Origin of the sequence: Streptomyces guryensis, from assembly GCF_021261325.1 — a bacterium.
In the GTDB taxonomy this organism is placed as follows: Bacteria; Actinomycetota; Actinomycetes; order Streptomycetales; family Streptomycetaceae; genus Streptomyces; species Streptomyces guryensis.
Genome location: NZ_JAJSBI010000028.1, coordinates 92,760 through 112,341, shown reverse-complemented (window position 1 = coordinate 112,341; position 19,582 = coordinate 92,760). Strand labels below are relative to the sequence as shown.

At 68.3% G+C, this 19,582-nt stretch carries 19 protein-coding genes; 17 read left to right on the top strand and 2 right to left on the bottom strand.

Going from position 1 to position 19,582, the window contains the following annotated elements:
• Positions 1 to 52 precede the first annotated feature (52 nt).
• The 6 genes from arc to prcA all read left to right on the top strand — a co-directional run bounded on the left by arc (position 53) and on the right by prcA (position 6,217).
• Positions 53 to 1,819 (top strand): proteasome ATPase, encoded by a 1,767-nt coding sequence (gene arc, locus LJ657_RS38710; RefSeq protein ID WP_232654274.1) that lies wholly within the window; start codon positions 53 to 55, stop codon positions 1,817 to 1,819.
• Positions 1,820 to 2,064: 245 nt separating this feature from the next.
• A complete protein-coding gene (dop, locus tag LJ657_RS38705) occupies positions 2,065 to 3,576 on the top strand; it encodes a depupylase/deamidase Dop (protein WP_372488028.1) in 1,512 nt (503 codons plus the stop codon).
• 156 nt (positions 3,577 to 3,732) lie between these two features.
• Positions 3,733 to 3,951: a ubiquitin-like protein Pup gene (locus LJ657_RS38700; protein ID WP_016325855.1), complete on the top strand. Its 219-nt coding sequence runs from the start codon at positions 3,733 to 3,735 to the stop codon at positions 3,949 to 3,951.
• Positions 3,952 to 3,994: 43 nt separating this feature from the next.
• On the top strand, positions 3,995 to 4,606 hold the full coding sequence (locus tag LJ657_RS38695) for an endonuclease VII domain-containing protein (RefSeq protein ID WP_232654272.1): 612 nt from the start codon (positions 3,995 to 3,997) through the stop codon (positions 4,604 to 4,606).
• Positions 4,558 to 5,403 (top strand): proteasome subunit beta, encoded by an 846-nt coding sequence (prcB, locus tag LJ657_RS38690; RefSeq protein ID WP_232654269.1) that lies wholly within the window; start codon positions 4,558 to 4,560, stop codon positions 5,401 to 5,403. Before LJ657_RS38695 ends, prcB begins: the two co-directional genes overlap by 49 nt.
• A 61-nt stretch (positions 5,404 to 5,464) precedes the next feature.
• The gene (prcA, locus tag LJ657_RS38685) at positions 5,465 to 6,217 is read left to right on the top strand and encodes a proteasome subunit alpha (RefSeq protein WP_232654266.1); all 753 of its coding nucleotides are present in this window, start codon (positions 5,465 to 5,467) and stop codon (positions 6,215 to 6,217) included.
• An 83-nt stretch (positions 6,218 to 6,300) separates the two neighbouring features.
• On the opposite strand, the gene LJ657_RS38680 is transcribed toward prcA, so the two are convergent.
• Positions 6,301 to 7,317, bottom strand: coding sequence for a LacI family DNA-binding transcriptional regulator (locus LJ657_RS38680; protein ID WP_232654264.1), 1,017 nt, complete (start codon positions 7,315 to 7,317; stop codon positions 6,301 to 6,303).
• A gap of 108 nt (positions 7,318 to 7,425) precedes the next feature.
• Between LJ657_RS38680 and LJ657_RS38675 the strand changes: the two genes are divergently transcribed.
• From LJ657_RS38675 to LJ657_RS38645, 7 genes are all read left to right on the top strand, one after another.
• The gene (locus LJ657_RS38675) at positions 7,426 to 8,685 is read left to right on the top strand and encodes an MFS transporter (RefSeq protein WP_232654262.1); all 1,260 of its coding nucleotides are present in this window, start codon (positions 7,426 to 7,428) and stop codon (positions 8,683 to 8,685) included.
• A 9-nt stretch (positions 8,686 to 8,694) separates the two neighbouring features.
• Positions 8,695 to 10,056 (top strand): Pup--protein ligase, encoded by a 1,362-nt coding sequence (gene pafA / locus LJ657_RS38670; RefSeq protein ID WP_232654258.1) that lies wholly within the window; start codon positions 8,695 to 8,697, stop codon positions 10,054 to 10,056.
• 135 nt (positions 10,057 to 10,191) lie between these two features.
• Positions 10,192 to 11,193 carry an FKBP-type peptidyl-prolyl cis-trans isomerase gene (locus tag LJ657_RS38665; RefSeq protein WP_232654256.1) on the top strand — a complete coding sequence of 334 codons (1,002 nt, stop codon included), beginning with the start codon at positions 10,192 to 10,194 and terminating at the stop codon, positions 11,191 to 11,193.
• Positions 11,194 to 11,253: 60 nt separating this feature from the next.
• A complete protein-coding gene (locus LJ657_RS38660; RefSeq protein WP_232654253.1) occupies positions 11,254 to 11,625 on the top strand; it encodes an FKBP-type peptidyl-prolyl cis-trans isomerase in 372 nt (123 codons plus the stop codon).
• A 131-nt stretch (positions 11,626 to 11,756) separates the two neighbouring features.
• Complete coding sequence (locus LJ657_RS38655; protein WP_232654251.1) at positions 11,757 to 12,710, top strand: helix-turn-helix transcriptional regulator; 954 nt, start codon at positions 11,757 to 11,759, stop codon at positions 12,708 to 12,710.
• A gap of 19 nt (positions 12,711 to 12,729) precedes the next feature.
• A complete protein-coding gene (locus tag LJ657_RS38650) occupies positions 12,730 to 13,755 on the top strand; it encodes a helix-turn-helix transcriptional regulator (RefSeq protein WP_232654249.1) in 1,026 nt (341 codons plus the stop codon).
• An 81-nt stretch (positions 13,756 to 13,836) separates the two neighbouring features.
• Positions 13,837 to 14,133, top strand: coding sequence for a hypothetical protein (locus tag LJ657_RS38645; protein WP_232654235.1), 297 nt, complete (start codon positions 13,837 to 13,839; stop codon positions 14,131 to 14,133).
• Between the two features lie 142 nt (positions 14,134 to 14,275).
• Here the strand turns inward: LJ657_RS38645 and LJ657_RS38640 are convergent, their stop codons facing one another.
• Positions 14,276 to 14,518 (bottom strand): hypothetical protein, encoded by a 243-nt coding sequence (locus LJ657_RS38640; RefSeq protein WP_232654231.1) that lies wholly within the window; start codon positions 14,516 to 14,518, stop codon positions 14,276 to 14,278.
• Positions 14,519 to 14,798: 280 nt separating this feature from the next.
• Between LJ657_RS38640 and LJ657_RS38635 the strand changes: the two genes are divergently transcribed.
• The 4 genes from LJ657_RS38635 to LJ657_RS38620 all read left to right on the top strand — a co-directional run bounded on the left by LJ657_RS38635 (position 14,799) and on the right by LJ657_RS38620 (position 19,470).
• Positions 14,799 to 14,993: a hypothetical protein gene (locus tag LJ657_RS38635; RefSeq protein ID WP_232654228.1), complete on the top strand. Its 195-nt coding sequence runs from the start codon at positions 14,799 to 14,801 to the stop codon at positions 14,991 to 14,993.
• 262 nt (positions 14,994 to 15,255) lie between these two features.
• Positions 15,256 to 15,543: a Sec-independent protein translocase subunit TatA gene (gene tatA, locus LJ657_RS38630; RefSeq protein ID WP_232654225.1), complete on the top strand. Its 288-nt coding sequence runs from the start codon at positions 15,256 to 15,258 to the stop codon at positions 15,541 to 15,543.
• 92 nt (positions 15,544 to 15,635) lie between these two features.
• Positions 15,636 to 16,517 carry a twin-arginine translocase subunit TatC gene (gene tatC, locus LJ657_RS38625; protein ID WP_232654314.1) on the top strand — a complete coding sequence of 294 codons (882 nt, stop codon included), beginning with the start codon at positions 15,636 to 15,638 and terminating at the stop codon, positions 16,515 to 16,517.
• A 91-nt stretch (positions 16,518 to 16,608) separates the two neighbouring features.
• Complete coding sequence (locus LJ657_RS38620; RefSeq protein WP_232654223.1) at positions 16,609 to 19,470, top strand: DEAD/DEAH box helicase; 2,862 nt, start codon at positions 16,609 to 16,611, stop codon at positions 19,468 to 19,470.
• The last annotated feature ends 112 nt before the right edge of the window (positions 19,471 to 19,582 follow it).

Below are 19,582 nucleotides of genomic sequence, written 5' to 3'. Positions count from 1 at the left end.
CACCCAGGTAGGGTCTGGAAGCGTCCAGCTCCCCTTGGAGGAGGTGAGGACCGTGGCAGCCCACGACGACGACATGAACCGCGGCATCCGCCCGGGACGAGGGTCCGACGACCCGGCCGGGCAGATTGCCTACCTTGAGCAGGAGATCGCCGTCCTGCGACGCAAGCTCGCCGACTCTCCGCGACACACGAGGATTCTCGAAGAGCGGATCGTCGAGCTGCAGACCAACCTGGCCGGCGTGTCCGCCCAGAACGAGCGACTCGCCAACACGCTCCGTGAGGCCCGCGACCAGATCGTGGCCCTCAAGGAAGAGGTCGACCGGCTCGCACAGCCCCCGGCCGGCTTCGGAGTCTTCCTCACGGCGAACGAGGACGGCACGGCCGACATCTTCACCGGCGGCCGCAAGCTCCGCGTCAACGTCAGCCCCAGCGTCGACCTCGAAGAGCTCCGGCGCGGCCAGGAAGTGATGCTCAACGAAGCGCTCAACGTGGTCGAGGCCATGGAGTTCGAGCGCGTCGGGGACATCGTCACCCTCAAGGAGATCCTCGAGGACGGCGAGCGCGCCCTGGTACTCGGGCACACCGACGAGGAACGGGTGGTACGGCTCGCCGAGCCCCTGCTCGACGTGAACATCCGCCCCGGTGACGCCCTGCTGCTCGAACCCCGATCCGGCTATGTCTACGAGATCGTTCCGAAGAGCGAGGTCGAAGAACTCGTCCTCGAAGAGGTTCCCGACATCGGATACGAGCAGATCGGCGGCCTCGGCGGACAGATCGAGGCCATCCGCGACGCGGTCGAGCTGCCCTACCTCTACCCCGACCTGTTCAAGGAGCACGAACTGCGCCCGCCGAAGGGCGTCCTGCTCTACGGGCCGCCCGGATGCGGAAAGACGCTCATCGCCAAGGCCGTCGCCAACTCACTGGCCAAGAAGGTCGCCGAAGTCACCGGCCAGGCCGCCGGCAAGAGCTTCTTCCTCAACATCAAGGGCCCCGAGCTCCTCAACAAATACGTCGGCGAAACCGAGCGGCAGATCCGCCTCGTCTTCCAGCGAGCCCGCGAGAAGGCCAGCGAGGGCACACCCGTCATCGTCTTCTTCGACGAAATGGAATCCCTCTTCCGCACCCGCGGCTCCGGCGTCAGCTCGGACGTGGAGAACACCATCGTCCCCCAGCTGCTCGCCGAGATCGACGGAGTCGAAGGCCTGCAGAACGTGGTCGTGATCGGCGCCTCCAACCGCGAGGACATGATCGACCCCGCCATCCTGCGCCCCGGCCGCCTCGACGTGAAGATCAAGATCGAGCGCCCCGACGCCGAGGCCGCCAAGGACATCTTCGCCAAGTACCTCACCGAGCGGCTCCCGCTGCACGCCGACGACGTCGGCGAGCACGGCGGCAGCAAGACCACGACCGTCGAAAGCATGATCCAGACGGCCGTCGAGCACATGTACGCGGAATCCGAGGAAAACCGCTTCCTGGAGGTCACCTACGCCAACGGTGACAAGGAAGTCCTCTACTTCAAGGACTTCAACTCCGGCGCCATGATCGAGAACATCGTCGGCCGCGCCAAGAAGATGGCGATCAAGGACTTCCTCGACCACCAGGCGAAGGGCCTCCGCGTCTCCCACCTCCTCCAGGCATGCGTGGACGAGTTCAAGGAGAACGAAGACCTCCCCAACACCACCAACCCGGACGACTGGGCCCGAATCTCCGGGAAGAAGGGCGAGCGGATCGTCTACATCCGCACCCTCATCACCGGAAAGCAGGGCGCCGACACCGGACGCTCCATCGACACGGTGGCGAACACCGGTCAGTACCTGTAAAAAACAGGGCGGCTGCGGGTGCCCTCACCGGGTACCCGCAGCCGACTGTTTTTCAGGCCAAGACCGCAACAAGAGGCGCGCAAGGCAATGACGCAAATGATCTCCCCACCAGCGCAAAGCCGTTCTAGGCTCTTCGGTACCGCCGAGTCGCGCACTGCGGGGACGGGCACCGCACACGCACCGGAGCGCCAGCGGTACTTGAGCAGCGCCCCCGACCGAGGGCGCCGCCGGGCAAGGAGGGCCGCATGACCGTACGGCGAGTAATGGGCATCGAGACGGAGTACGGCATCTCCGTCCCCGGCCACCCCAACGCCAATGCCATGCTCACCTCGTCCCAGATCGTCAACGCCTACGCGGCGGCGATGCACAGGGCCCGCAGGGCCCGCTGGGACTTCGAGGAGGAGAACCCGCTGCGGGACGCGCGGGGCTTCGACCTAGCCCGCGAGGCCGCAGACTCCAGCCAGCTCACCGACGAGGACATCGGCCTCGCCAACGTCATCCTCACCAACGGCGCGCGACTCTACGTCGACCACGCACACCCCGAATACAGCTCCCCCGAGGTCACCAACCCCCGCGACGCCGTCCTCTGGGACAAGGCCGGCGAACGCATCATGGCCGAAGCCGCGGAGCGGGCGGCCGCCCTCCCGGGTGCCCAGCCGATCCACCTCTACAAGAACAACACCGACAACAAGGGCGCCTCCTACGGCACCCACGAGAACTACCTGATGAAGCGGGAAACCCCCTTCTCGGACATCGTGCGCCACCTCACGCCCTTCTTCGTCTCCCGCCAGGTCGTCACCGGAGCGGGCCGCGTCGGAATCGGCCAGGACGGCCACGAACACGGCTTCCAGCTCAGCCAGCGCGCCGACTACTTCGAGGTCGAGGTGGGCCTCGAAACCACCCTCAAGCGCCCCATCATCAACACCCGCGACGAGCCGCACGCGGACGCCGAGAAGTACCGCCGCCTGCACGTGATCATCGGCGACGCGAACCTCTCGGAGATCTCGACCTACCTCAAGCTGGGCACGACGGCCCTCGTCCTGTCCATGATCGAAGACGGCTTCATCGCCGTCGACCTGGCCGTGGACCAGCCCGTCCGCACCCTCCACCAGGTCTCCCACGACCCCACACTCAAGCGCCTGGTCACCCTCCGTAGCGGCCGCACACTCACCGCGGTCCAACTCCAGATGGAGTACTTCGAGCTCTCCCGCAAATACGTCGAGGAACGCTTCGGCGTGGACGCCGACGACCAGACCAAGGACGTCCTGGCCCGCTGGGAGGACACCCTCAACCGCCTGGAGAACGACCCCATGAGCCTCGCCGGCGAACTGGACTGGGTCGCCAAACGGGAACTCATGGAGGGCTACCGGCGCCGCGACGGCCTCGACTGGGACGCCGCGAAGCTCCACCTCCTCGACCTCCAGTACGCCGACGTACGCCCCGAGAAGGGCCTCTACAACCGTCTCGCGGCCCGCGGCCGCATGAAGCGGCTCCTGGACGAGAGCGAGGTCGAGAGGGCCCGCACGAAGCCCCCGGAGGACACCCGCGCCTACTTCCGCGGACGCTGCCTGGAGCAGTACGCGGACGACGTCGCGGCGGCCTCCTGGGACTCCGTGATCTTCGACCTCCCGGGCCGGGACTCGCTCCAGCGCGTCCCAACCCTGGAACCGCTTCGCGGAACGCGAAATCACGTCAAGGAACTCCTCGACCGCTGCCGCACGGCTGGAGACCTGGTCAGGGTGCTGTCCGGCGGCTGAGGAGCACACGGGACAGCCTCGTCCCGGCAGGGTGGAAAACCCGACGTCCGGGAATCATCGAGGTGGCACCCGTACGTTGTAGCAACTGCGGGGCCGATGTCAGACCCTGCTTGTAGGGTCTGATCAAGAACGTCGAACCGAGCGGGGTGAGGGGTTATGGCGACCAAGGACACCGGCGGCGGCCAGCAGAAGGCGACGCGCTCCACGGAGGAGGTCGAGGAGCAGGCGCAGGATGCGCAGGCTTCCGAGGACCTCAAGGAGCGGCAGGAGAAGCTGAGCGATGACGTGGACTCCGTCCTGGATGAAATCGATGACGTACTCGAGGAAAACGCCGAGGATTTCGTGCGCTCCTTCGTGCAAAAAGGTGGCCAGTGAAGGTCTGTTGAGCATCTAGCCTTCGAATCGAAGACTACGGGGGATGGGTGTGGCTGGCGAGCCGAACGCGAAGGAATGCCGCAAGTGCGAGCGAGACCTGCCACTGGCTGCGTTCGCGAGGGACAAGAACCGGCGTGATGGCCTTCCGGTGCACTGCCGGGAGTGCGTGGCGGAGTACAGCGCCGCGCACTACCGGCGTCGCCGCGAGGCCATAGGGAAGTCGGTTCGGGAACCCGTGGATGTCCCGGTCGGCCATAAGCTCTGCCGGACGTGCGGCGAGGTCAAGCCTCACAGCGAATGGCATCGAAACGCGACGGCGTCAGATGGCCTCTCTACGCGCTGCAAGGCATGTCGGGCCGAGCGTGGGCGGCAAGACCACCTGAGGCGCAATTACGGCATCACCGAAGCCGAGCGCGACGAGTTGATCGCCTCTCAAGGGGGCGTCTGCTGCATATGTTTGGCGGCTGTGCCCGAGCATGTGGATCACTGCCACAAGACGGGTAGGGTCCGAGGCGTACTGTGCTTCAGCTGCAATGCCGCACTGGGGCAGTTCAAGGATCGGCCCGATGCCATAAGGCGGGCTGCTGCTTACGTGGAAGGAATCGCGTGGAAGCCAACACTCGTAGCACCGGGCGTCTACCAGCTGCCTTCCTGACGCCTGGGTCCTCGTCCTTCATGGACTTCCTGTCCGAGCACCAGCCGGAGATGCTTCCGGGTAACCGGCAGCTGCCGCCCACCCAGGGTGTCATCGAGGCGCCGCACGGCACGACGATCGTGGCCGTGACCTTCCCGGGTGGTGTCGTGCTCGCCGGTGACCGTCGCGCCACCATGGGCAACGTCATCGCGCAGCGGGACATCGAGAAGGTGTTCCCGGCGGATGAGTACTCGGCCGTCGGTATCGCCGGTACGGCTGGTCTGGCCGTCGAGATGGTCAAGCTGTTCCAGCTGGAGCTGGAGCACTTCGAGAAGGTCGAGGGGGCGCAGCTCTCGCTGGAGGGCAAGGCGAACCGGCTGTCGACCATGATTCGTTCGAACCTGGGCATGGCCATGCAGGGTCTGGCTGTGGTTCCTCTCTTCGCGGGGTATGACGTGGACCGCGAGAGGGGCCGTATCTTCTCGTACGACGTGACGGGTGGCCGCTCAGAGGAGCACAACTTCGCGGCCACTGGTTCCGGGTCGATCTTCGCGCGTGGTGCCATGAAGAAGCTTTTCCGTGGGGACCTGAGCGAGGACGAGGCCACGACTCTGGTGGTGCAGGCCCTCTATGACGCGGCTGATGACGACTCGGCGACCGGTGGTCCCGATGTCGCCCGCCGGATCTATCCGATCGTCACGGTGATCACTGAGGACGGCTTCCGTCGGCTCACCGACGACGAGTCCTCCGAGATTGCCCGCTCGATTCTGGAGCGGCGGCTGGAGCAGCCCGACGGTCCGCGGGCCGCGCTGCTGTAGTCGGGTGACGGGCTCTTACGAAGGTGATCGCGTGACTTCGACAGAAAGGGACGGATAACCGGTGTCGACGCCGTTCTATGTCTCACCCCAGCAGGCCATGGCCGACCGGGCGGAGTACGCCCGTAAGGGCATCGCCCGTGGTCGCAGCCTGGTCGTGCTGCAGTATGCCGACGGCATTGTCTTCGTCGGCGAGAACCCGTCCCGTGCGCTGCACAAGTTCAGCGAGATCTATGACCGGATCGGCTTTGCGGCCGCCGGCAAGTACAACGAGTACGAGAATCTGCGGATCGGTGGTGTGCGGTATGCCGATCTTCGTGGTTACACCTATGACCGTGATGATGTGACCGCTCGGGGTCTTGCCAATGTCTACGCGCAGACGCTGGGCACGATCTTCTCCAGTGCGGCCGAGAAGCCGTACGAGGTGGAGTTGGTCGTTGCCGAGGTGGGTGAGACGTCTGAGGGTGACCAGATCTATCGGTTGCCGCATGACGGGTCGATCGTGGACGAGCACGGTTCGGTCGCGGTCGGTGGCAATTCTGAGCAGATCAGCACCTATCTCGATCAGCAGCACCGTGAGGGCATGTCCCTCGCGGAGGGGCTGAAGCTGGCTGTCGAGGCTCTGTCCCGTGACACGAATGGCACGCAGCGGGAGATTCCTGCTGAGCGTCTGGAGGTCGCGGTGCTGGACCGTACGCGTCCGCAGGCGCGGAAGTTCAAGCGGATCGTGGGTCGTCAGCTTGCCCGCCTCCTGGAGGTCGGCGGGGCGGCTACTGAGGCGGAGAGCAGTTCGGAGGAGGGCTCGGACGAAAAGTAGTCCCGCCTCGCCCCCACTCCCACCTCAGCCTCATTCCGCTCCTTGTGTGCCCCGGTCGTCGATGCGGCCGGGGCACAGGGCGTTCAGGGGCCGCTGGGCGGCGCCGTCGAGCCCCGTACGACCAGTTCGACGGGGATGTCGCCTGCGTCGGGCACGCGCCCCTCCAGGACGGCCAGCAGGGCCTTCATGCCGCGCTCGCCGAAGAGCTCGGCGTCCAGGCGGACGGTGGTCAGTTCGGGGTCGAGGGCGGTGGCGAGGGCGAGGTCGTCGAGGCCGGTGACGGAGATGTCGTCGGGGATGCGCAGGCCGAGGCGGCGGGCCGCCTTGTAGGTGCCGGCGGCGAGTTTGTCGTCGTCGCAGACCAGGGCCGTGGGTCGGGGGCCGGGTGTGGACAGGGCTGCTTCGGCGGCGGTGCGGGCGTCTTCGATGGAGATCGGTGCGCGGGTCGTCCGTACTGATGTACCTGGGACGGCGCCGACGCGTGCGGCCAGTTCTCGCGCGCGTACGTCGAAGGTCCAGGAGGCGACGTCGGCCGCGAGGTGCAGGAAGCGGCGGTGTCCCAGGGCCAACAGGTGGTCGGCGACCTGCCTGACTCCGTCGGCGATGTCCAGGTTGACCGTCGCGGCGCCGAGGCTGCCGTCCGGGTCGCTGTCGAGCATCACCAGGGGGAGTTGGTCGCCGCTGATGGCGGTGAGGGCGTCGGCGGCCATGGAGGAGGCGATGACGCCGTCGATGGCGGCCTGGGCGGAGGCGAAGGGGTCGCGGGCGGGGCCGATGCCTTCGGGGGAGGGGTATAGGACGACGCCGAAGCCGTGCTCGGCGGCCACGCGCGCTGCGCCGGTGTAGACGCCGGCGAAGAACTCCGTTGTCAGGGCGGGGACGACGAGGAGGACGGTGCGGGTACGGCCCAGGCGGAGGTTGCGGGCGGCGAGGTTGGGCCGGTAGCCGAGGTCGCGGGCGGCTTCGCGTACGCGTTCGGCGGTGGCCTGTGAGACGCGGCCGCGCCACTTGTCGCCGAGTACCAGGGAGACCGCGGCCTGGGAGACGCCGGCGGCCTGGGCGACGTCGCGGCTGGTGGGGCGGGTGCTGCCTGGTGCCACCGGGGGCCTGCTCTTTCGTCTGGACTCGTGAACAGCGCACATGGTACGTATGAGAGCGGACGTTATACGTAAAACTTCCGGCGATGGCCCGGGTGAGGGGAAGCGGACATGGCTGCGGGATACGTGGAGATCCTCAGGACTCGGCACGCCGTGCGTCTGCTTGCCGGCACGCTGGTGGGCCGGCTGCCGTGTGCGGTCGCCGCGATCGCCATCGTGCTGTTCGTGCGGGCGGAGGGCGGTACGTACAGCCTGGCCGGCGGCCTCGCCGCGACGTACGGGGTCGCCAATGCCGTGGGGCAGCCGCTGCTGGGGCGGCTCGTGGATGTGTACGGGCAGCCGCGGGTCCAGCTGCCCGCCGCGCTCGGCTCCGCGCTCGCCATGTCCGGGTTCGCCTTCGCAGGCATCGATCCGCTGGCGCTCGCGTACGCGTGCGTGGCGCTCTCCGGGCTCTTCACGCCCCCCTTGGAGGGTGGCCTGAGGGCGCTGTGGTCGTCGGTGCTGCACGGCGAGGGGCAGGTGCAGACGGCGTACGCGTTGGATGCCGTCGCTCAGGAAGTCATGTTCACCGTCGGCCCGTTGCTGGTGACGCTGTGCGTGTCGCTGTGGTCGGCGCAGGCGGCACTGGTGGTCGTCAACGTCGTCGGGGTGCTGGGTGCCTTGTCGGTGGTCGTGTCGCCGCCCTCGCGCGCGTGGCGTTCGGCGCCGCGCGAGGCGCACTGGCTGGGTGCGCTGCGCTCGCCGGGTCTGCTCGTCCTGCTCGGTGCGTTCCTGGCGGTGGGGATGGCGCTCGGCTCCATCGCGGTCGCGGCGGTGGCGTATGCGGACGGCCATGGTGGGGACGCGGTGTACGGCTGGCTGATGGCGGCGATCGGTCTCGGGGCTCTGGTGGGTGGTACGGCGTACGGCGCGCGGCAGTGGAGTGGTGCGCCGGAGCGGCGACTGCGGGTGCTGGTGGCTCTTCTGGCGGTGTGTTATCTGCCGCTCACTCTGATGCCGGGTCCGGTGGCGATGACGGTGCTGGCGGCGGTGGCGGGGCTCTTCCTCGCGCCGTGCCTCGCGTGTGCGTTCGTCCTCGTCGACCGTCATGCGCCGCGGGGCACGGTCACCGAGGCGTTCTCGTGGGTTGTGACGACGTTCACGGTGGGTTCCTCGGTGGGAACGGGCCTGGCGGGCCCGGTCGTCGAGTGGGGCGGGGCGGTGTGGGGCTTCGCGGTGCCGGGTGTCGCGGGGGCCGTGTCGTTGCTGGTTCTGGTGGCCACGGGGCGGGTCCTCGCAGCTCCCGCAGGGGGTGCGGTTGTTGCGGCTTCATCGGAAAATGATCCAAACCGTGCCGTCGAACCCCGTTTCAGCTCAGGGGATCGGGCGTAATGTTCAGTCATGGACCGCCGCATTTTCGGGCTGGAGAACGAGTACGGCGTCACGTGTACGTTCAGGGGACAGCGCCGCCTGTCTCCCGACGAGGTGGCGCGGTACCTCTTCCGCCGTGTCGTGTCATGGGGCCGCAGCAGCAATGTCTTTCTGCGAAACGGCGCCCGCCTCTATCTCGACGTGGGCTCACATCCGGAATACGCGACACCCGAATGTGACAACGTGACCGAGCTGGTCACCCACGACAAAGCGGGCGAGCGCATTCTCGAAGGACTCCTGGTGGACGCCGAACGACGCCTGCACGAGGAGGGAATCGCGGGCGACGTCTACCTCTTCAAGAACAACACCGACTCGGCGGGCAACTCCTACGGCTGCCACGAGAACTATCTCGTCGCACGCCATGGGGAGTTCTCCCGGCTCGCGGACATCCTCATCCCGTTCCTCGTCACGAGGCAGCTTCTGTGCGGTGCCGGCAAGGTGCTGCAGACTCCGCGGGGCGCGGTGTACTGCGTCAGTCAGCGGGCCGAGCACATCTGGGAGGGCGTCTCCTCGGCGACGACCCGTTCGAGGCCCATCATCAACACCCGCGACGAGCCGCACGCGGACGCCGAGCGCTACCGCCGCCTGCATGTGATCGTGGGCGACTCGAACATGTCCGAGACGACCATGCTGCTCAAGGTCGGGGCGACCGACCTGGTGCTGCGCATGATCGAGGCGGGCACGGTGATGCGTGACCTGACCCTGGAGAACCCGATCCGGGCGATCCGTGAGGTCAGCCATGACATCACGGGCCGGCGCAAGGTGCGCCTGGCCAGTGGCCGCGAGGCCTCCGCCCTTGAGGTGCAGCGCGAGTACTACGAGAAGGCCGTGGACTTCTGTGAGCGCCGCGGTATCCGCACCGGCGTCGTCGAGCAGGTCCTGGAGCTGTGGGGCCGGACGCTGGACTCGATCGAGGCCGAGGACCTCGACCGGATCGGCACCGAGATCGACTGGGTGATGAAGTACAAGCTCATCGAGCGGTACCGGGCCAAGCACAACATGACCATGTCGCACCCGAGGGTCGCGCAGATAGACCTCGCCTATCACGACATTCACCGCCGTCGTGGCTTGTACTACCTGCTGGAGAGGAAGGGGCAAGCGGCGCGGATCTGCAATGACTTGAAGATCTTCGAGGGCAAGTCCGTTCCTCCGCAGACCACTCGGGCCCGGTTGCGCGGTGACTTCATCCGCAGGGCCCAGGAACAGCGCCGGGACTTCACGGTCGACTGGGTCCATCTGAAGCTCAACGACCAGGCTCAGCGCACGGTGTTGTGCAAGGACCCGTTCCGTTCCGTGGACGACCGGGTGGAGAAGCTGATCGCAGGAATGTGAGCTATGTGAACAACGCGTTCCGGTGAAAGCCCGGAACGCAACACGGGCGCCGTACGTTTCCCGTACGGCGCCCTTCTCACGCCGTAGAGTTGCGCGCACGCCATCCACAAGATCGACCGATACGAGGCCTTTACCGTGCGCCGACGCTCCCTTCTCACCGCCGTACCCGCTGGACTGGTCACACTCGCTGCATGCGGTGACAACAAGGCCGCCTCGAGCAAGGCCGAAGCGAGTCCGTCGCCCTCTGCACCGGCCACGTCCGCCGCTCCGCCGCCGAAGATCGTCGACGGGCCGCTGCCGGCGATCACGGCGGGCGCGAAGTTCGGTGAGAAGCCGACCGTGGCCAAGGGCACGGGCGAGCCGTCGAAGAATCTCGCGGTCAAGACGCTCATCGCGGGCGGCGGGCAGACGGTCGCGGAGAACGACTATGTCCAGGCCCATTACCTCGGGCAGGTCTGGAACACGGCGAAGGTCTTCGACAACTCCTACGACCGCAAGACGCCGCTGATCATCCAGCTCGCTGCGGGCAGCATCATCGACGGCTGGCGTTACGGCCTGACGGGCAAGAAGACCGGCAGCCGCGTCCAGATGGCCGTCCCGCCCACCTGGGGGTACGGCACGTCGGGCAACCCGCAGGCGGGCATCAAGGGCACCGACACGCTGGTGTTCGTGGTGGACGTGCAGGCCACGTTCAACGCCAAGAGCTCCGCCAAGGGCACGGAGGTGGCGCAGAAGGACGCGGCGCTGCCCAAGGTCGGCACCAACACCGACGGCGCGGCGCCTTCCATCGACATCCCCAAGAAGTCCGCGCCCACCAAGCTGGTGGCGAACTACATCATCGAGGGCGACGGCGCGGTGGTCGGCGCGCAGGACAGCGTGCTCGTTCAGTACAAGGGCGTGTTCTGGGACTCGGGCAAGGAGTTCGACTCGACGTACAGCCGGGGGGCCCTGACGTCGTTCGGGCTGCAGCAGGTCGTCAAGGGCTGGGGGCAGGGTCTGACCGGCAAGAAGGTCGGCAGCCGGGTCCTCATCGTCATCCCGCCGAAGCTGGGCTACGGCGACAAGCCGCCGGCTGGCAGCGGCATCAAGAAGGACTCCGTGCTGGTCTTCTCGGTCGACATCCTGGCCAAGATGTAACGGCTCGGTGATGTAAGACTGTGCGTGTTGCCTTTCCGCAGACAAGCAGGAGCTAGAGACGTGAGCATCGAGAAGCCCGAGATCGACTTCCCGGGCGGCGAGCCCCCGGCGGACCTCGAGATCAAGGACATCTGGGAGGGCGACGGCGCTGTTGCGCAGGCGGGCCAGACCGTCACCGTCCACTACGTGGGCGTCGCCTTCAGCACCGGCGAGGAGTTCGACGCCAGCTGGAACCGCGGGACGCCGTTCCGCTTCCCGCTCGGTGGCGGCCGTGTCATCAAGGGCTGGGACCAGGGCGTGCAGGGCATGAAGGTCGGCGGCCGCCGCCAGCTGACCATTCCCGCCCACCTCGCCTACGGCAACCAGAGCCCGACCCCGGCGATCAAGCCGGGCGAGACCCTGATCTTCGTGGTCGACCTGGTCGCCGTCTGATCGTCGGTTGCGACCGGACCCGATCACCTGGGGCCCATGCCTGTCCGGGCATGGGCCCTCGGCTTTTGCCACGCCACCCGGGGGCGGTACGGTCATCGTCGTAAAGCACCGTAGGGAGGCGAAGGGCGTCGATGGCCATTGCCAAGGCCGAGCGGCTGATGAACCTGGCGCTGTGTCTGCTCGGGACGCGGCGACCGCTCAGCAAGCGCGAGCTGCGTGAGTCCATCGAGGCCTACCTCGAAGCGGGCAGTGACGACTCCTTCAGCCGGATGTTCGAGCGGGACAAGGACGATCTGCGCGAACTCGGCCTGGTCATCGAGACGGTGGAGAACCTCGACGGCGAGGTGGGCTACCTGGCCCGCCGTGACAGCAACCGCCTGCCGCCCGTCACGCTCGACGCCGAGGAGGCCGCCGCCCTCGGTCTCGCCGCCAAGGTGTGGCAGCAGGCCCGGCTCGCGGGTGCGGCCAGCGGCGCCCTGCAGAAACTGCGCGCGGCCGGGCTGCCCGAGGACGTCGACCCGTACGAGGCCCACGGCGCCCTGGAGCCCCGTATCCCCGTGCACGAGGTCGCGTTCGAGCCGCTGATGCTGGCCTGCCGCGACCGCCGCCCGGTGGTCTTCGACTACCGCAAGGCCACCGCCGCCCACCCCGAGCCCCGGCATGTGGAGCCGTGGGCGCTGGAGTGCTGGCGCGGCCACTGGTATCTGGCCGGCTGGGACCGCGACCGGGGCGCCGAGCGGGTGTTTCGGCTGTCGCGGATCACCGGCAAGGTGCGCAGCCGCAGCGGGCGGTTCACGGCCGAGGTGCCCGATGTCGTCACTGTCCGGGAGACCGTGGCGAGCTGGGCGGGGGAGACCGCCGACCGCTCCGCGCTGATCCGGCTGCGCTCGGGCGCGGGGTACCCCCTTCGGGCGAAGGCCACAGCGGTCCGGGAACTCGGGGATGGCTGGGACGAGTTGGAGATTCCGTACGGGCACGGGCTGGACGCCTGGCTGGTGGAGTTCGGGCCGGACGTGGTGGTCCTCGAGCCGGCCGAGCTGCGCGCGGACGTGGTGGACCGGCTGCGTGCCGTGGCCAAGGGCTGAGGGGGAGCGGAGCAAGACAGTGGCAGGCAAACCGGTCAGGCCCGTGAACGCCATCGACCAGACCCGGCGGATGCTCTCCCTGGTGACGTATCTGAAGGAGCGTCCCGGGGCGCGGGTCGAGGACGTCGCGCGCGCCTTCGGCATCAGCGAGGACGAGCTGGTCTCCGACCTGGACGTGCTGCCCATGTGCGGCACCAGCTTCCGCGGCGGCGACCTGCTCGACATCGACACCGACGGCGAGCGCATCTGGTGGCACAACCCCGCTGCCCTCGGCGAAGAGACGGCGGAGCCGCTGCGGCTGGCCGCCGACGAGGCGACGGCCCTGCTGGTGGCCGCCCGCGCGGTGTCCACGCTGCCCGGGCTGCGGGAGAGCGACCGGCAGGCGCTGCTGCGGGCCAACGCCAAGCTGGAGGCGGCGGCCGGTGAGGCGGCGGGCGCCAGTTCCCGGCTGTCGGTGACCTTCGAGTCCGAGGGCGGTGTCTTCGCCGACGTCGACCGTGCGATCTCGGAACGACGCCGTCTGTGGATCCGCTACTACTCGCCCGCTCGGGACGAGCTCACCGAGCGGGAGATCGACCCCATCCGCCTCGTCAGCGTCGGGCACACCTACGTGGAGGCCTGGTGCCGGCGCTCCGAGGCGCGCCGTACCTTCCGGCTCGACCGGGTCGCCGAGATCAGGATCCTGGACGAGCCGTCCGCGCCCCCCGAGATCGAGCTGCGGGACCTGTCGGAAGCACTGGTGCAGCCGGCCGCCGAGGATCCGGAGGTCGTCGTCGAGGTCGGCCCGGGCGGACGCTGGGTCGCCGAGTACTACCCGCACGACAGTGCGGATGAGCTTGTGGACGGCGGGCTGCGTATCACCCTGCGGACCCCGGATCCGGCGTCGCTGCGGCGGCTGGCGCTGCGGCTCGGGCGTGACGGCCGGATCGTCTCGCCGCCCGAGCTGGCCGACAGCGCCCGCCGGGCGGCCCGTGAGGCACTGGCGGCGTACGACGGTGTCGAGGCGCAGGAGCCGCACGACGGGCATGCGGTTCTCGACGGGTAGTCCGGCGGGCGGGAGTGAGCTGGAGGGGGCGTCGGCCGTGGGGCCCCGAGGCGATCGACCCAGGGAAGAGGAGCAGGGGCTGTGAGCGAGTCGTCGGTGTCTGGTGCGGGGGGCATGTCGGTGGCGGCCGCCTTCGCCGGGATGAGAAGCGTGACCCCGGTGACGTTCAGGGCGGGCTGCCCGGACTGCCGCGGCAGCTTCGAGCTCGCCGCCGCGGCCCTGCGCCTGGCGATCGGTGCCACCAGCCGCACCACTTTCTACTCCTTCACCTGCCCCGACTGCGGCGTCTCGGTCCGTAAGCCGGCGGGGGATCGGATCGTCGAGCTGCTGACCGGCGGCGGGGTCAGAACCCTGCGGCTGCATTCCCCGGTCCAGTGATGCTTCGGCGGTTCCTGATTCTGTTTGTTGTGATGACGTCGGATTCACGAATTGCGGTCGTGCGGGCCGTGTGACGAAAAGGCCCCGCAGCCAGGCCGGACATGGTCCTGGTTGCGGGGCCCGAATTTCGCCCGGCGGTGGGTCAGCAGCTACCGCCCCGGGCGGACGCGAAGGTCAGGGGCTTGTTGTACACGACGGTGTGGCCCTTGCCGTCCGCGGCCACGTTCGCGCACCACTTGTTGTTGAACAGTGCGTTGGTGGTGCCGGCGATCGCCGACTTCACCGTGCAGGTGTTGTGGTAGTAGATCGTGTAGGTGGCGTCGCCGTCCGCCCACGAGTAGTTGAAGCAGCCCACGCTGCCGCGGTGAACGGAATCGGCCGACATGGTGGCCGCACCCGCCGGCGCGCCGGCCGCTATGCCGAGAATTGCCGCAGAGCAGGCGGCGATAACGCTCAAGCGCTGCTTGAGGTTCACATTTCCCCCATACAGTTGCAAAGATTAAGACAAAGGGGCATGCAACGGCCCGCCCGGTAATTCAAGTCATGGGCGACGGTTATCCGTGCTTTCCCCGTCTCAGGTCGAGCAGACGTTAACCGGAGGCGGGTCCCGGTTGTCAAGATCTTTGTGGGGCCCGCCGGGGCGTGGACCGTCTAGGCTCGACGCCATGTTCTGGCCGATGTTCGCGGTAGCTGTGGGTTTCCTGGGTCTCGCCGTCCTCGGAGTGTTCGCTGTGCGGGTGTTCGTGGAGGCGCAGCGCCTCGGTAGGCAGGTCACGGACTCCGCGCGCCGAATCAGCAGAGCCGCCGAGGACCTCGAGCGGGCGGCGGTGAGTACGGCCCGCGCGGTGGACTCCCTCTGAGCGCCGCTGTGCGAGGTGTGTGAGTCCTGCGCCTCAGGCGGTTTGGGTCACTTCGACCTGTCATCGGGGCCACCCTGGCGGGTACGCTGCTGGTCGCGGCCCGGAGAACGAGGCCCGGACCGCGGACCGGGAGTACGCACGGGGATTGCCTCACGTTTACCCCTGAGCGTTACGATCGCTGTTAGCACGACTGATCGGACACTTGTCCGACCGGTCGGACGGCATCCCGCCCCCAGCCGCCTCGGTGAGAAGGTAAAGACTTATGTTCGGAAGGCTCGGCGCCCCCGAGATCATTCTCATCCTTATCGTCGTCGTTCTCCTTTTCGGCGCCAAGAAGCTTCCCGACATGGCGCGCTCGCTCGGCAAGTCCGCTCGCATCCTCAAGAGCGAGGCCAAGGCGATGAAGGAAGAGGGCAACAGCACGGCCACCCCGGCCGGCCCGCCCAACAACGACGAGCAGTCCCCGGCTCAGCGCACCATCCAGGCCGCCCCCGGCGACGTGACGAGCTCGCGCCCGGTCAGCGAGCCCACGGACACCACCAAGCGCTGACGCAGGGCCGGACACCTCCGGCCTGCCGCACGAGATGAGGACGTGGGTTGCTCAAGTCTGCCCGCAAGAAGGAGAAGGATCCCGAGGGGCGGATGCCGCTCGTGGATCACCTTCGTGAGCTCCGCAACCGGCTCGCGAAGGGCATGCTGGCGATCACGGTCGTGTCCGTGGTGGCCGCCTTTTACAGCCAGGACCTGATGAACTTCCTGATAGACCCCGTGCCGCGCTGCACGACGGGTCTGGGCGAGTCCACCGGAGGCACCTGCGCTGTCATCGCGTACACCGACCTGTTGTCCCCCTTCACCACCACGGTGAAGGTGTGCTTCATGGCGGGCGCCGTCCTCTCCAGCCCGGTCTGGCTCTACCAGCTCTGGGCGTTCGTGGCGCCGGGCCTGCACAAGCACGAGCGGAAGTACACGTACTGGTTCGTGTCCGCCGCCGTCCCGCTCTTCCTGAGCGGTGCCTGGCTCGCCTACACGATCCTGCCCATCAGCATGCGCGTGCTCCTGGGGATCACGCCCCAGGGCTCGGCGAACATCCTGCCGATGGACAAGGTCCTGGACTTCATCGTCCGGATGATCCTCATCTTCGGCGGCGCCTTCGAGCTGCCCCTGGTGCTGGTCATGCTCAACTTCGCGGGCATCGTGACCGGCCGCAGGATGGTCAGCTGGTGGCGCGGCGTCGTCATGGGCGTCTTCGTCTTCGGAGCGGTGGCGACTCCCACCACCGACCCCTTCGGCATGATCGCGCTGGCCGGGCCCATCGTGGTCCTGTACTTCATCGCGGTCGGCGTCGCCATGCTCAACGACCGCCGCCGTCAGCGTGCCAACCCCGACGCCCAGCTGGACGACGACGAGGCGTCGGACCTCGACCTGACGCCGGAACCCGTCGGCGAGGTCGAGCGCGTGTCGGCGGGGCCGTCCGTGCCCGAGCAGGCCAACGGGAGCGTCAACGGCTACGACGACGTCACCTGAGCAACACCCCGAAGCAACGGCATGAGCGAGGGCCGGACGGAAGACCCGTCCGGCCCTTGTGCTGTGCGCGGTGAGGGGCCCGGAACGGATAATGATCGTCCTGTTGTCAGTGCGGCCCGGTACGCTCGAAAGCACGATGACAGAGGAACTCTCCCCGGCTGAGCGGTACGCGGCTGCCCGCAGGCGCGCTGCCGAGCAGGCCACCGCGCTCGCCCCCTTCCGCGAGATGTACGACTTCGGCCTCGACCAGTTCCAGATAGAGGCCTGCCAGGCACTCGAAGCGGGCAAGGGTGTGCTGGTCGCCGCGCCCACCGGCTCCGGCAAGACGATCGTGGGCGAGTTCGCCGTCCACCTCGCCCTGATGCAGGGCAGGAAGTGCTTCTACACGACACCCATCAAGGCGCTGTCGAACCAGAAGTACGCGGACCTGAGCCGTCGTTACGGGGACGGCATGGTCGGACTGCTCACCGGCGACAACAGCATCAACCCCGACGCCCCGGTGGTCGTGATGACCACCGAGGTGCTGCGGAACATGCTGTACGCGGGCTCGCAGACCCTCCTCGGCCTCGGCTACGTGGTCATGGACGAGGTGCACTACCTCTCCGACCGCTTCCGCGGCGCCGTATGGGAAGAGGTGATCATCCACCTGCCCGAGTCGGTGACTCTGGTGTCCCTCTCGGCGACCGTGTCCAACGCCGAGGAGTTCGGTGACTGGCTCGACACCGTCCGTGGTGACACCGAGGTGATCGTGTCCGAGCACCGGCCCGTGCCGCTGTTCCAGCACGTGCTCGCCGGGCGGCGGATGTACGACCTGTTCGAGGAGGGCGAGGGCCACAAGAAGGCCGTCAACCCCGACCTCACCCGCCTGGCCCGGATGGAGGCCCAGCGTCCGTCGTACCAGGACCGCAGACGGGGCCGGGCGATGCGCGAGGCCGACCGCGAGCGGGAGCGCAGACAGCGGTCGCGGGTCTGGACCCCGGGACGCCCCGAGGTCATCGAACGGCTCGACGCCGAGGGCCTGCTGCCCGCCATCACCTTCATCTTCAGCCGCGCCGCCTGCGAGGCCGCCGTACAGCAGTGCCTGTACGCGGGGCTGCGGCTCAACGACGACGAGGCGCGGGACAAGGTCCGTGCCCTCGTCGAGGAGCGCACCGCCGCCATCCCCACCGAGGACCTGCACGTCCTCGGCTACTACGAGTGGCTGGAGGGCCTGGAGCGCGGTATCGCGGCCCACCACGCGGGCATGCTGCCGACGTTCAAGGAGGTCGTCGAGGAGCTGTTCGTGCGGGGGCTGGTGAAGGCAGTGTTCGCCACCGAGACCCTCGCGCTCGGCATCAACATGCCCGCGCGCTCCGTGGTGTTGGAGAAGCTCGTCAAGTGGAACGGCGAACAGCACGCCGACATCACCCCCGGCGAGTACACACAGTTGACCGGCCGCGCGGGCCGGCGCGGCATCGACGTCGAGGGACACGCGGTCGTCCTGTGGCAGCGCGGGATGAGCCCCGAGCACCTCGCGGGACTGGCCGGCACGCGCACCTACCCGCTGCGCTCCAGCTTCAAGCCCTCGTACAACATGGCGGTCAACCTGGTCGAGCAGTTCGGCCGGCACCGCTCGCGTGAGCTCCTCGAGACGTCGTTCGCGCAGTTCCAGGCCGACAAGTCGGTCGTCGGGATCTCCCGGCAGGTGCAGCGCAACGAGGAGGGCCTGGACGGCTACAAGGCCTCCATGACCTGCCACTTGGGCGACTTCGACGAGTACGCGCGGCTGCGCCGCGAGCTCAAGGACCGGGAGAACGAGCTGGCCCGGCAGGGTGCGGTCGAGCGGCGTGCCGAGGCCGCCGTCGCGCTGGAGAAGCTGAAGCCGGGCGATGTCATCCATGTGCCGACGGGCAAGTACGCGGGTCTGGCGCTGGTGCTGGATCCCGGGCTGCCGGCGGGGCGTTCCAACGGCCACCGGGGCTTCGAGCACCATGACGGGCCGCGTCCGCTGGTCCTGACCGCCGAGCGGCAGGTCAAGCGGCTCGCCTCGATGGACTTCCCGGTACCGGTCGAGGCGCTGGAGCGGATGCGCATCCCGAAGTCCTTCAACCCGCGCTCCCCGCAGTCCCGCAGGGACCTCGCCTCCGCGCTGCGCACCAAGGCCGGGCATATTCCGCCGGAGCGGGCCCGCAAGAAGCGCTCCCAGGCGGCTGACGACCGCGAGATCGCGCGGCTGCGGACCGCCCTGCGCGCGCACCCCTGCCATGGGTGCGACGAGCGTGAGGACCACGCGCGCTGGGCGGAGCGGTATCACCGGCTGCTGCGGGACACCTCGCAGCTGGAGCGTCGTATCGAGGGCCGCACGAACACGATCGCGCGGACGTTCGACCGGATCGTGGCGCTGTTGACCGAGCTGGACTATCTGCGGGGCGACGAGGTCACCGAGCACGGCAAGCGGCTGGCACGGCTGTACGGCGAACTCGACCTGCTGGCCAGTGAATGCCTGCGGGCCGGTGTCTGGAACGGGCTCGGCCCTGCCGAACTGGCCGCCTGTGTCTCGGCGTTGGTGTACGAGGCACGGGTGGGCGACGACGCCATGGCCCCGAAGCTGCCCTCCGGCAAGGCGAAGGCCGCGCTCGGCGAGATGGTGCGGATCTGGGGGCGGCTGGACGCCCTGGAGGAGGACTTCCGCATCACCCAGACCGAGGGCGTGGGACAGCGGGAACCGGACCTCGGGTTCGCCTGGGCCGCGTACATGTGGGCCGACGGCAAGGGGCTCGACGAGGTGCTGCGGGAGGCCGAGATGCCGGCCGGGGACTTCGTACGGTGGTGCAAGCAGGTCATCGACGTGCTCGGGCAGATCTCGGCGGCGGCTCCCGTCTCCGGCGGGGAGAGTTCGACGGTCGCGAAGAACGCGCGCAAGGCGGTCGACCTGCTGCTGCGCGGAGTGGTGGCCTACTCGTCCGTGGGCTGAGCCACCGACCCCGCCGGGGCCGACTCCACCAGGGCCGAGGCGGCGTCCCGGACGACGCCGACCCGGCCGAAGCACCGCGCTCCCGCTGACCGGGATCGCGGTGCTTCGGCTT